This is a genomic window from Mycobacterium vicinigordonae (assembly GCF_013466425.1).
Taxonomy (GTDB): domain Bacteria; phylum Actinomycetota; class Actinomycetes; order Mycobacteriales; family Mycobacteriaceae; genus Mycobacterium; species Mycobacterium vicinigordonae.
In genome coordinates, this window is the sequence record NZ_CP059165.1 from 2,022,650 (window position 1) to 2,034,775 (window position 12,126).

Here is a 12,126-nt window from a genome sequence, read left to right on the forward strand (position 1 = left end):
CGTCGCTGCGGGACTCCTTCGAGGAGGACGAACCACACTCATGACGAACATCGTGGTCCTGATCAAGCAGGTCCCAGACACCTGGTCGGAGCGCAAGCTGTCCGACGGCGACTGGACGCTCGACCGCGAGGCCGCTGACGCGGTCTTGGACGAGATCAACGAGCGCGCCGTGGAAGAAGCGCTACAGATCCGCGAGCGCGAGGGCGGTGAAGGGTCGGTGACTGTGCTGACCGCCGGCCCCGAGCGCGCCACCGAGGCGATTCGCAAGGCCCTGTCCATGGGCGCCGACAAGGCCGTCCACCTCAAGGACGACGGCTTGAAGGGCTCCGACGTCATCCAGACCGGCTGGGCGCTGGCCCGCGCGCTGGGCACCATCGAGGGCACCGAGCTGGTGATCGCCGGCAACGAGGCCACCGACGGCAGTGGCGGCGCGGTCCCGGCCATCATCGCCGAATACCTGGGCTTGCCGCAGCTCACGCACGTGCGGAAGCTGTCCGTCGAGGACGGCAAGGTGACGGCCGAACGTGAGACCGACGACGGCGTGTTCACCCTCGAGGCCACCCTGCCCGCGGTGGTCAGCGTCAACGAGAAGATCAACGAGCCGCGCTTCCCCTCCTTCAAGGGCATCATGGCCGCCAAGAAGAAGGAAGTTACGGTACTGACCCTGGCCGAGATCGGTGTCGAGCCCGACGAGGTCGGACTGGAGAACGCCGGATCCACGGTGAAGTCCTCGACACCCAAGCCGCCGAAGACGGCCGGTGAGAAGGTGACCGACGAGGGCGAGGGTGGCAACGACGTCGTCAAGTACCTGGTTGCCCAAAAGATCATCTGACCTAGCCGCTGATCCCTTAAGACGAGAAGAGCGAAATCCATGTCTGAAGTTTTGGTGCTCGTTGAGCACGCCGACGGTGCGCTGAAGAAGGTCACCGCCGAGTTGATCACCGCCGCCCGCGCGCTGGGCGAGCCGTCCGCCGTCGTAATCGGCGCGCCCGGAACGGCAGAGCCGCTAGTAGAGGGGCTCAAGGCGGCCGGTGCCGCCAAGATCTACGTCGCCGAGTCCGACGACGTAGACAAGTACCTGATCGTGCCTTACGTGGACGTGCTGGCCGCCCTGGCCGAGGAGAAAGCCCCGGCCGCGGTGCTGGTGGCCGCCAACGCCGACGGCAAGGAGATCGCCGGCCGGCTGGCCGCCCGGATCGGTTCCGGACTGCTGGTCGACGTGGTCGAGGTCAAAGAGGGTGGAATCGGCGTGCACAGCATCTTCGGTGGCGCGTTCACCGTCGAGGCGCAGGCCAACGGCGACACCCCGGTGATCTCGGTACGTGCGGGTGCCGTGGAGGCTGAGCCCGCGGACGGCGCCGGTGAGGTGATCAATGTCGACGTTCCGTCCCCGGCCGAGAACGCGACCAAGATCACCTCCCGCGAGCCGGTGGTCGCCGGTGACCGCCCGGAGCTCACCGAGGCCACCATCGTGGTGTCCGGAGGCCGCGGTGTGGGCAGCGAAGAGAACTTCAAGGTGGTCGAGGAGCTGGCCGACTCGCTTGGTGCCGCGGTCGGCGCCTCGCGTGCTGCGGTCGACTCCGGCTATTACCCCGGACAGTTCCAGGTCGGCCAGACCGGCAAGACGGTGTCGCCGCAGCTGTACATCGCGCTAGGCATCTCCGGGGCGATCCAGCACCGGGCCGGTATGCAGACCTCGAAGACGATCGTCGCGGTCAATAAGGACGAAGAGGCACCAATCTTCGAGATCGCCGACTACGGCGTGGTCGGTGACCTGTTCAAGGTCGCCCCGCAGATGACCGAAGGGATCAAGGCCCGCAAGGGTTAGCGTTTCCCACGGTAGAGGGCAAAAGCACCTCATTTTCCTCCGTGTTTCGGCGCGTTTTGGGCGGAAATGGGGTGCTTTTTGCATCCGCCTGACGTGACGGCCCGCAATCCTGTCACCTGACGTGCACCGACATGTCAGCGCACCGATGCTACCTAGCCGAACGATTGCGCCACGTTGTTGGCATGAGCATCGCTTCAGTCCTCATACCCAGTGACAAACCCCGCGGTCCGTTCCCGGCATCGGGAGGTCCGCACTACTCCCTGCTGCTCTCCACCGACTCGAGCCTCATCGAGGCGGCCCAGCGCTTGCGCTACGACGTATTCAGCAGCACCCCAGGATTCGCTCTGCCGGCAACCTCCGAAGAATTCGCCGGCCGCGACGCCGACCGTTTCGACGAGTACTGCGACCACCTGTTGGTGCGCGACGACGACACCGGCGAACTGGTGGGCTGCTACCGGATGCTGCCTCCGCCCGGCGCGATCGCCGCCGGAGGGCTTTACACCGCAACGGAATTCGACGTCCGCTCCTTCGACCCGCTGCGGCCGTCGCTGGTCGAGATGGGCCGCGCGGTGGTGCGCGACGGTCACCGCAACGGCGCGGTGGTGCTGCTGATGTGGGCCGGCATCCTGGCTTACCTGGACCGCTGCGACTACGACTACGTGACCGGCTGTGTTTCGGTTCCGGTGCGGACCGGTGCGGATGCGCCGGGCGGCCAGATCCGCGGGGTGCGCGACTTCGTGCACAAGCGGCACGCGGCGCAATACCGGGTGCGTCCCTACCGGCCCGTCTGCATCGACGGCAAGAGCCTGGACGAAATCGAACCGCCGGCACGGCCGTCGGTGCCACCGCTTATGCGCGGCTATCTGCGCCTGGGGGCCCGGGTCTGCGGCGACCCGGCGCACGACCCGGCCTTCGGAGTCGGCGACTTCTGTGTGCTGCTGGGCAAGCGCGACGCCGATACCCGCTATCTGAAGCGTCTCCGGTCGGTATCGGCTGCGTCCGAAATGGGAGGGGCGATGGCGGGCGGAGCAGCCTGATGAACGGGTCGCCGCACGGGCCGGTTGGTCACTCCTGGTTGCCGCGAGCATCGTGCGACATAGGCTGCGTGGGCGGTGCGGCGGTGTCGCGGTCGGTGGCCGAGCGGGTGCGGGTGGCGCTGCGGCTGACGGTGGCGCTGCTGCTGGCGCCGGGAATCCCGCTGCTCGGCGTACCGTTGCCGGGGAGCAGCCATCTGCAACGTGCCTACTGCCGGTTGGTGCTGCGCTGCTTTGGAGTGCGAATCAGCGTGCACGGCAATCCGATTCGCAACCTGCGCGGTGTGCTGGTGGTCAGCAGCCACACCTCCTGGCTAGACGCCTTCGCCATCGGAGCGGTGCTGCCCGGGTCGTTCGTGGCCCGCGCCGACATGTTCACCGGACCTGCCACGGGCATTGTGGCCCGAGCCCTGAAAATCATCCCGATCGAGCGGGCTAGCCTGCGCCGGCTGCCCGGTGTGGTCGACGCGGTCGCCCGGCGCCTGCGCGCCGGACAAACGGTGGTCGCGTTCCCAGAAGGCACGACATGGTGCGGCCGGGCGTCGGGCAATTTCTATCCGGCGATGTTTCAGGCCGCGATCGACGCCGGCCGTCCGGTGCAGCCGCTGCGACTGACGTATCACCACGGCGACGGCAGCGTGTCGACGACGCCCGCCTTCGTCGGCGACGACACCCTGCTGAGGTCGATGTTCCGGTTGCTGCGGCAGCGCCGGACCCTGGCCTGCGTCCGCGTCGCATCACTGCAGCTGCCGGGCACCGATCGGCGCGTCTTGGCCCGCGACTGCCAGTCCGCGGTGCACGCCGCGGCGGCGCCGCGCCCGCATCACGGTCACGTCCTGGTGGCCTGACTGCTGCTGTCTGGCCAGCTGTTCACCAACTGACGATTAGCGCCCTTGCCTGAAACGGATCGGATACCCGCTCGGCAGCCGACGAGTCGGGCCATTCCGGCCTGCTAACGCGCTGGAGGGGACCGGTATCGTGGGGCGGGTCATGGTTTACCTCGATCACGCTGCAACCACCCCGATGCACCCGGCTGCCATCGAGGCCATGACGGCTGTATTGGGCTCGGTGGGCAACGCAGCATCGCTGCACACCACCGGCCGGACGGCTCGCAGACGCGTGGAGGAGTCTCGCGAGCTCATCGCGGAGAAGCTTGGCGCCCGCCCGTCCGAAGTCGTTTTCACCGCGGGCGGCACCGAGAGCGACAACCTGGCCGTAAAGGGGATTTTCTGGGCCCGCCGTGACGCTGAGCCCGTTCGCCGGCGGATCGTGGCGACCGAGGTCGAACACCACGCTGTGCTCGACGCGGTGAACTGGCTCGTCGAGCATGAAGGCGCCGAGGTCACCTGGCTGCCCACCGCGCCCGACGGCTCGGTGTCGTCGGCCGATTTGCGCGAGGCGCTGCAGACCTACGACGACGTGGCACTGATCACGGTGATGTGGGCCAACAACGAGGTGGGCACCGTGATGCCGGTCGCCGAGCTGGCCGCGGTCGCCGCCGAGTTCGGTATCCCGATGCACAGCGACGCCGTGCAGTCAGTTGGCCAGCTACCCGTCGACTTCGCCGCGAGTGGTCTTTCGGCGATGAGCGTGGCATCCCACAAATTCGGTGGCCCGCCCGGTGTCGGCGCGTTGCTGTTGCGTCGCGACGTGACTTGTGTGCCGTTGCTGCACGGCGGTGGTCAGGAGCGTGATGTCCGTTCCGGCACACCATATGTCGCCGGAACCGTCGGGATGGCGACAGCAGCCCGTATTGCAGTGGACGGCCTCGAGGCCGGCGGTGTGCGGCTGCGCGGCCTGCGCGACCGTCTGATCGATGGGGTGCTCACCGGAATCGACGATGTCCGGTTAAACGGTGCCCGCGATCCGATGCGACTGCCGGGCAACGCGCACTTCACCTTTCGTGGCTGCGAAGGCGATGCGCTGTTGATGTTGCTGGATGCCAACGGAATCGAGTGTTCTACCGGGTCGGCTTGTACCGCAGGTGTGCCGCAGCCATCGCACGTGTTGGTCGCGATGGGCGTCGACCCGGCCGGTGCGCGCGGGTCACTGCGATTGTCGCTGGGGCACAACAGTGTCGACGCTGACGTCGACGCGGCGCTGCGGGTGCTGCCCGGCGCCGTCGCGCGGGCGCGGCGCGCCGCGCTGGCAGCTGCGGGGCTTTCGTAATGAAGGTTCTCGCCGCGATGAGTGGCGGTGTCGACTCGTCGGTCGCCGCCGCCCGCATGGTGGATGCCGGACATGACGTGGTCGGGGTGCACCTGGCGTTGTCCACCGCCCCGGGCACACTGCGCACCGGATCTCGTGGCTGCTGCTCCAAGGAAGATGCGGCAGACGCGCGACGTGTTGCGGACGTGCTCGGAATCCCTTTCTACGTCTGGGATTTCGCGGAGAAGTTCCAGGCCGACGTGATCGACGATTTCGTGTCGTCCTACGCGCGCGGTGAAACCCCCAACCCGTGCGTGCGTTGCAATCAGCAGATCAAGTTCTCGGCCTTGTCGGCCCGCGCGCTGGCGTTGGGCTTCGATACCGTGGTCACCGGGCACTACGCCCGGCTCTGTGGCGGCCGGCTGCGGCGCGCCGTGGATAAGGACAAGGACCAGTCGTATGTGCTGGCGGTGCTCAGTGCCAAGCAGCTCAGCCATGCCGCATTCCCGATCGGCGACACACCCAAGCCGCAGATCCGCGCGGAGGCCGCCCGACGTGGCCTGGCCGTCGCGGACAAGCCGGACAGTCACGACATCTGCTTCATCCCGTCGGGAAACACCCAGGCATTCCTGGGTTCCCGCATCGGAGTCCGGCGGGGCAGCGTAGTGGACTCCGACGGCACGGTGCTGGCCGAACACGAGGGTGTGCACGGCTTCACCATCGGCCAGCGCAAGGGCCTGGGCATCGCTGGCCCCGGTCCGGACGGCCGGCCGCGCTATGTCACGGCGATCGACGCTGGCACCGCGACCGTTCATGTCGGTGCCGCGGCCGATCTGAATGTGCACGCGCTGACCGGGCGGCAGCCCGTCTTCACCGCTGGACGCGCACCGGCGGGTCCGATCGAGTGCGAGGTCCAGATTCGTGCCCACGGCGAAATCGTCGCTGCAGTAGCCGAATTGGTCGGCGACGAGCTGCGGGTGCAGTTGCGTGCTCCGGTGCGCGGGGTGGCACGCGGCCAGACGCTGGTGCTTTACCGTCCCGACCCCGCCGGCGACGAGGTGCTCGGCAGCGCCACCATCGCCGGGACCTGCCGCGGCGCGCCTGCGGGCGACTAAACCGCCAATCTCCAGCGGCGATCCACCAAGGTTGACGCTACCCATCCGGCTGAAGTTAGGGTACCCTAATTTGTATTGCCGCGGAGATTGCCAACGAACCTGCAAGCGGCTGAGCACGTTTGACGATGCCTGAGAAGGCTTAGGAGGAGTTGTGCCAAAAACCTGGATGGACACCCTGTTCCTGCCGACGCGCTGGGGTGGAACGTTCCCGTTCCCGCACCAGGCCGCGTTCGCATTGGACAACCCGCTGCGGCGGCGCATCGACAACCCAGCCGAGACTGTCGACGCCCTCGACCTGACCGGGAACGAACGCGTGCTGGAAGTCGGCCCAGGCCCAGGGTTCTTCAGCGTCGAGATCGCGCGACGGCTCGACACCGGACGTCTGGAACTCTTCGACATCCAGCCGCAGATGCTGGAGAAGTCGCGCCGCAAACTCGACCACGCTGGCTGTGCCAACGTGGGGTTTCACGCCGGCCAGGCCGGTGACGGACTTCCCTTTCCGGACAACTCTTTCGACGCCGCCTTCCTGGCCAGTGTGATCGGAGAGGTGCCGGACAAGGCCCAATGCGTGCGGTCGCTGCACAGCGTGCTCAAGCCTGGCGGCCTGCTGGTGTTCCGCGAGACCTTCTCCGACCCCGACCGATTCGATGCCGACGAACTGCGCGAGCTTGCCGAGCCGGCAGGCTTCAAGTTCGTCGACACCACCGGCTCGGCATGGCGCGACATCATCCGGTTCCGTAAGCCGTCCTGAACCAATGTGCCTGTCGTCAAGGAACTTTAGCGACAATGTTGGTCATCACGATCTCGGACACCGATTCGGTGAACCCGCAGTAGGTGACTTCCAGCAAGACCACCGACAGCACCCGGTAATCACGGCCGCAATTGCCCGGCCGCATCTGCAGCGAGTCGGCGTCGGACTGCCAGTTCTCCACCAACAGTGAGCCCATCGAGCTTGTCGCGCATTGCCCCACCGTGGCCACCAGCGCCCCGAAGGCTCGCCGCGCCGCGTCGTTGTCGAGGTAGCTGGCTGCCCCCTCGGAGATCAGCCGGCCGCCGGGTGGATCTTGGAACGTGGTTTTGTGGAACGCCTTGACCTCGGGCCCGAAGGTCGCGGTTTCGGCGAACACGAAGCGGCACTCCGGCGGTGCGGTGGCTGCCAGGTTCTCGACATCCACCGGGTAGCTGCCGTCCATCGACGGGATGATGGTCAGATGCTCACCCGCGCCGGTGATCGCGCGCATCCGCGACTGGTCCAGCAGCACCGCGCCGGCGTCCAGGACACCGACTGGGATGGCGCCGAACGGCAACGTCGCTTCACCGTCCACTACCCGGGTGCAAGCCGACATCAGCAAAACCACCAGACACAGCAGCAGTCTTGCCATCGGCCACCTTTCCAGGTCGAACCTACCTGCGCCGGCCGGCCGTAAACACCCCTGCTGAGCGGTCGCCGAGGTGATCTCGAATACGGTTGCCCGGTGAGTGTTTTCGCAACCGGTACCGGGATCGGATCGTGGCCCGGCACGGCGGCCCGACCCGCCGCCGAGGTGGTAGTCGGCGAGCTGGCGGACGCGATGGCCCATCTGGTCGAGTTGCCGGCCAGGGGAGTGGGCACCGACCTGCTGGGACGGGCCGGCGCGCTGTTGGTCGATGTGGCCATCGACACAGTGCCGCGCGGCTACCGTATCGCCGCACGCCCGGGCGCGGTGACGCGCCGGGCGCGCAGCGCGCTCGACGAGGACATGGACGCGCTGGAAGAGGCTTGGGAGACGGCGGGCCTGCGCGGCGGCGACCGGGTGGTCAAGGTGCAGGCTCCCGGGCCGGTCACGCTGGCCGCGGGGCTAGAGCTGAGCAACGGGCACCGCGCGATCACCGACCCAGGCGCGCTGCGCGACCTGGCTGCCTCCCTGGCCGAAGGGGTGGCCGCCCACCGCGCGACACTGTCGCGACGTCTCGACTCTCCGGTGGTGGTGCAGTTCGACGAGCCCACGCTGCCGGCCGCCTTGGGGGGTGCGCTGAGCGGCGTTACGGCGCTGAGCCCGGTTCGCCCGCTGGATGAGGCGGCGGCCGCCGCTGTGCTGCAAAACTGCGTCGAGACGGTCGGCGCCCCCGTATTGGTCCATTGCTGCGCCCCTAGCATCCCGTGGAGTCTGTTGCAGCGCGGTGCAATCAGCGCGGTCTCTGTGGATGCCGGGACACTGCGGGCCGACGACCTGGAACGCCTCGCCGAATTCATCGACTCCGGCCGTGCCGTGGTGCTGGGCGTGGTTCCCGCCACCGTGCCCGACCGCAGGTTGTCGGCCGAGGAGGTGGCGCTTTCTGTGGTCGCGGTGACCGACCGGCTCGGCTTCGCCCGCGCCGCATTGCGCGAGCGCATCGGCGTCAGTCCAGCCTGCGGGCTGGCAACCGCGACGCCGCAATGGGCACGCACCGCCATCGGTTTGGCCCGTGAGGCCGCAGAAGCATTCGTGTCGGATCCGGAAGCAATCTGAAGTTTCCGGCAATCGTCGATATCGACCTGTTCAGCACCGATGCCACGTCGCCTCACTTTCCTCGCGATGCGGAGTCTTAAAGAGCAACCTTTCACCCTGGCGAGACCCCGACGGAGTGCGGCTCACCATCGTGGAGTCCGGGTTCGACGCCATTCCGCAAGCGCGGAGCGACGACGCGTTCGAGGTCAATGCCGAAGGCTGGACCATTCAGGTCGATCTCGTGCGCCGGTACGTTACCCAGTGAACGCCGTCGAAGCCCTGGTATTCGACGCACTCGGTGACCCCAATCGCCTGCAAATTGTCGTACGGTGGTGTGACCGCGGCCCGGGCTTGAAATCGCAAGTGATACAAGTACTTCCGGTTACCCGCCAAGCTGCCAGCAAGTATCTGCAGTTGTTGGAGTCGGCCGGGCTGGTCACCAGCCGCCGGCGCGGACGCGAACGCGTCTGGACCGTGCAGACCGAACGGCTGGCGAGCGTCTAGCGCAGTTGTCGCGCCGCTGGGACGCCGCGCTGGAACGGTTGCGCGGGTTCGTAGCAGACGATGCTGTCGGCGACGTCCGATAGCCTGCCAGGGTGACTTCGCCCGACGTGCTGCGCGAGTGGCAAGACCTGGCTGAGGAGGTTCGCGAACACCAGTTCCGCTACTACGTGCGCGACGCCCCGATCATCACCGACGCGGAGTTCGACCAGCTGCTGCGACGGCTGGAGGCCCTCGAGACCGAGCACCCCGAGCTGCGCACCCCCGACTCGCCCACCCAGCTGGTCGGCGGCGCCGGGTTTGCGACGGATTTTGAGCCGGCCGACCATCTCGAACGGATGCTCAGCCTGGACAACGCGTTCAGCACCGAGGAATTGGCCGCCTGGGCCGCGCGCATCCACGCCGAGGTCGGCGACGCCGCCACCTACCTGTGCGAACTCAAGATCGACGGCGTCGCGCTGTCGCTGGTCTACCGCAACGGTCGGCTGAGCAGGGCAGCGACCCGCGGGGACGGACGCACCGGTGAGGACGTCACCAACAATGCCCGCACCATCGACGACGTACCGGCGCGGCTCACCGGCACCGACGAGTATCCGGTGCCCGACGTGCTCGAGGTGCGCGGCGAGGCCTTCTTTCAAGTGGCTGACTTCCAGGCGCTCAACGCCAGCCTGGTCGAGGAAGGCAAGGCGCCGTTTGCCAACCCCCGCAACAGCGCGGCGGGCTCACTGCGCCAAAAGGACCCGGCCGTTACCGCGCGGCGCAAGCTGCGGATGATCTGTCACGGCCTGGGGCATACCGAAGGCTTCCGCCCGACCACCCAGCACGGCGCGTACCTGGCGCTCAAAGCATGGGGGTTGCCCGTCTCCCAGCACACCACCCTGGTCGACAGCCTGGACGGCGTGCAGGAGCGCATCGACTACTGGGGCGAACACCGTCATGAGGTCTCCCACGAAATCGACGGCGTGGTGGTCAAGGTCGACGAGGTCGCTTTGCAGCGCCGGCTCGGTTCCACGTCGCGGGCGCCGCGCTGGGCCATCGCCTACAAGTACCCGCCCGAGGAAGCGCAGACCAGGCTGCTCGACATCCGCGTCAACGTCGGGCGCACCGGGCGGGTCACCCCATTCGCCTTCATGGAACCGGTCAAGGTGGCCGGCTCCACCGTCGCGCAGGCCACGCTGCACAACGCCTCGGAGGTCAAACGCAAAGGCGTGCTGATCGGCGACACCGTGGTGATCCGCAAGGCCGGCGACGTGATACCGGAAGTGCTCGGACCCGTCGTCGACCTGCGAGACGGCTCCGAACGCGAATTCGTCATGCCTACAACATGTCCCGAGTGCGGGACCGCCCTGGCCCCGGAGAAGGAAGGCGATGCCGACATCCGCTGCCCCAACAGCCAGCGCTGCCCGGCGCAGCTGCGGGAACGGGTGTTCCATGTCGCCAGCCGCAGCGCCCTGGACATCGAGGGCCTGGGATACGAGGCCGGGGTGGCGTTGCTGGGCGCCGGGGTCCTCGACAGCGAGGGCGACCTGTTCGACCTCACCGAAGACGACCTGCTGCGCACCGACCTGTTCCGCACCAAGGCTGGCGGTTTGTCGGCCAACGGCAGACGGCTGCTGGCCAACCTCGGCAAGGCCAAGGCCGCACCGTTGTGGCGGGTGCTGGTAGCGCTGTCGATACGCCATGTCGGGCCGACCGCCGCGCGCGCCCTGGCCACCGAGTTTGGTGACCTGCAGGCAATTCAGGACGCCTCGACCGAAGAACTGGCGGCCGTGGAGGGCGTCGGAGCCACCATCGCGGCCGCGGTCACCGAATGGTTTACCGTCGACTGGCACCGCGACATTGTCGACAAATGGCGCGTGGCGGGAGTGCGAATGGCCGACGAGCGCGACGACAGCGTGCCGCGCACCCTGGCCGGCCTGACGATCGTGGTGACCGGCTCACTGCCCGGCTTCTCCCGCGACGAGGCCAAGGAGGCGATCGTGTCGCGGGGCGGGAAAGCGGCGGGCTCGGTGTCGAAGAAGACCTCCTACGTGGTGGCCGGCGACTCGCCGGGGTCGAAATACGACAAAGCCGTCGAACTCGGGGTGCCGATTCTCGATGAGGATGGTTTCCGAAAGTTGTTGCAGCACGGCCCTGCTCAGGAAGCTAGTGCGGACCCGCCGGACACCGAGGAGCAACAGTAGCTGGCCGTCACGGGATTGTTCGGAGGACCAAGTGGTTCACCGGTATGACGAACCCGCGACAGGCTCTATGGTGGGCGTTATGACCCAGACTGCCGACCGGACCGTGCAGGCGCCGCCGTGGTCGCCGCGCGAGGCCGAGTTGTTGGCGGCGACGTTGCAGCTGCTGCAGGAGCACGGCTACGACGGGTTGACGGTCGACGCCGTCGCAAGTGCCGCCCGTGCCAGCAAGGCCACGGTGTATCGCCGCTGGCCGTCGAAAGCCGAGTTGGTACTGGCCGCGTTCACCGAAGGAATTCGCCAAGTCGCCGTCCCGCCCAATACCGGTTCGCTGCGCGGCGACCTGCTCAAGCTCGGCGAGATCTGCTGCGAGCACGCCTGCACGCAGGCCGGCGCGATGCGTGCGGTGCTCGCCGAAATATCCCGTCAGCCCGCGCTCAACGACGCCCTGCAGCACCAATTCATCGATCAGCGGGAAGCTCTGATGAAGCACATACTGCGCCAGGCGGTCCAGCGGGAAGAGATCGCTGAGTCGGCTATCACTGCCGAACTCTGGGACCTGTTGCCCGGATATCTCATCTTCCGGTCCGTCATCCAGGGCCGCCCGCCCACCCGGCGCACGGTGCAGGCGCTGGTCGACAACTTCATCCTGCCCGGCCTCGCCCGCTCCACGGGGTAGCGTGTCCGGCCCCGACCAAAAGAGTACGGCCGCGTCTATTGTGCAGTACTGTTCAGTACCGTAGGGTCATAGCCAACGATCACGCGCAGGGTGATTCCCTGGACTGGTGGTATCGCCAGATCGTCGAAAGGTCAACGGGTGGAAATGGTTTCACCTTCAAGGGTCGTCAGGCG

At 67.4% G+C, this 12,126-nt stretch carries 12 protein-coding genes and 1 pseudogene; 12 read left to right on the forward strand and 1 reads right to left on the reverse strand.

Annotated elements, in window-relative coordinates; translation table 11 throughout:
- The first annotated feature begins 40 nt into the window (after nucleotides 1-40).
- The 7 genes from H0P51_RS09235 (at nucleotide 41) to H0P51_RS09265 (ending at nucleotide 6,876) form a co-directional block, all read left to right on the forward strand.
- Nucleotides 41-832, forward strand: a complete 792-nt coding sequence (locus H0P51_RS09235; RefSeq protein WP_180917631.1) for an electron transfer flavoprotein subunit beta/FixA family protein — start codon at nucleotides 41-43, stop codon at nucleotides 830-832.
- Between the two features lie 39 nt (nucleotides 833-871).
- Complete coding sequence (locus H0P51_RS09240; RefSeq protein WP_180917632.1) at nucleotides 872-1,828, forward strand: electron transfer flavoprotein subunit alpha/FixB family protein; 957 nt, start codon at nucleotides 872-874, stop codon at nucleotides 1,826-1,828.
- 182 nt (nucleotides 1,829-2,010) lie between these two features.
- Nucleotides 2,011-2,865, forward strand: a complete 855-nt coding sequence (locus H0P51_RS09245) for a GNAT family N-acetyltransferase (protein WP_180917633.1) — start codon at nucleotides 2,011-2,013, stop codon at nucleotides 2,863-2,865.
- Entirely contained in the window at nucleotides 2,865-3,710 is an 846-nt protein-coding gene (locus H0P51_RS09250; RefSeq protein ID WP_180917634.1) for a lysophospholipid acyltransferase family protein, read from the forward strand. The genes H0P51_RS09245 and H0P51_RS09250 overlap by 1 nt, the downstream gene beginning before the upstream one ends.
- Before the next feature lie 142 nt (nucleotides 3,711-3,852).
- The gene (locus tag H0P51_RS09255) at nucleotides 3,853-5,031 is read left to right on the forward strand and encodes a cysteine desulfurase family protein (RefSeq protein WP_180917635.1); all 1,179 of its coding nucleotides are present in this window, start codon (nucleotides 3,853-3,855) and stop codon (nucleotides 5,029-5,031) included.
- Nucleotides 5,031-6,125, forward strand: a complete 1,095-nt coding sequence (gene mnmA, locus H0P51_RS09260; protein WP_180917636.1) for a tRNA 2-thiouridine(34) synthase MnmA — start codon at nucleotides 5,031-5,033, stop codon at nucleotides 6,123-6,125. Before H0P51_RS09255 ends, mnmA begins: the two co-directional genes overlap by 1 nt.
- A gap of 166 nt (nucleotides 6,126-6,291) precedes the next feature.
- Nucleotides 6,292-6,876 carry a class I SAM-dependent methyltransferase gene (locus H0P51_RS09265; protein WP_180918849.1) on the forward strand — a complete coding sequence of 195 codons (585 nt, stop codon included), beginning with the start codon at nucleotides 6,292-6,294 and terminating at the stop codon, nucleotides 6,874-6,876.
- A 16-nt stretch (nucleotides 6,877-6,892) separates the two neighbouring features.
- Here the strand turns inward: H0P51_RS09265 and H0P51_RS09270 are convergent, their stop codons facing one another.
- On the reverse strand, nucleotides 6,893-7,507 hold the full coding sequence (locus H0P51_RS09270; protein WP_180917637.1) for a sensor domain-containing protein: 615 nt from the start codon (nucleotides 7,505-7,507) through the stop codon (nucleotides 6,893-6,895).
- Nucleotides 7,508-7,600: 93 nt separating this feature from the next.
- Between H0P51_RS09270 and H0P51_RS09275 the strand changes: the two genes are divergently transcribed.
- The 5 genes and pseudogenes from H0P51_RS09275 to H0P51_RS09290 all read left to right on the forward strand — a co-directional run bounded on the left by H0P51_RS09275 (nucleotide 7,601) and on the right by H0P51_RS09290 (nucleotide 11,953).
- Complete coding sequence (locus H0P51_RS09275; RefSeq protein WP_180917638.1) at nucleotides 7,601-8,614, forward strand: uroporphyrinogen decarboxylase/cobalamine-independent methonine synthase family protein; 1,014 nt, start codon at nucleotides 7,601-7,603, stop codon at nucleotides 8,612-8,614.
- Between the two features lie 115 nt (nucleotides 8,615-8,729).
- Entirely contained in the window at nucleotides 8,730-8,858 is a 129-nt protein-coding gene (locus H0P51_RS28890; RefSeq protein ID WP_281373905.1) for an SRPBCC family protein, read from the forward strand.
- Nucleotides 8,855-9,180: pseudogene (locus tag H0P51_RS09280) on the forward strand (ArsR/SmtB family transcription factor). The gene H0P51_RS28890 and the pseudogene H0P51_RS09280 overlap by 4 nt, the downstream one beginning before the upstream one ends.
- Before the next feature lie 9 nt (nucleotides 9,181-9,189).
- A complete protein-coding gene (gene ligA, locus H0P51_RS09285) occupies nucleotides 9,190-11,277 on the forward strand; it encodes an NAD-dependent DNA ligase LigA (RefSeq protein ID WP_180917639.1) in 2,088 nt (695 codons plus the stop codon).
- A 67-nt stretch (nucleotides 11,278-11,344) separates the two neighbouring features.
- Nucleotides 11,345-11,953, forward strand: a complete 609-nt coding sequence (locus tag H0P51_RS09290; protein WP_246398762.1) for a TetR/AcrR family transcriptional regulator — start codon at nucleotides 11,345-11,347, stop codon at nucleotides 11,951-11,953.
- The last annotated feature ends 173 nt before the right edge of the window (nucleotides 11,954-12,126 follow it).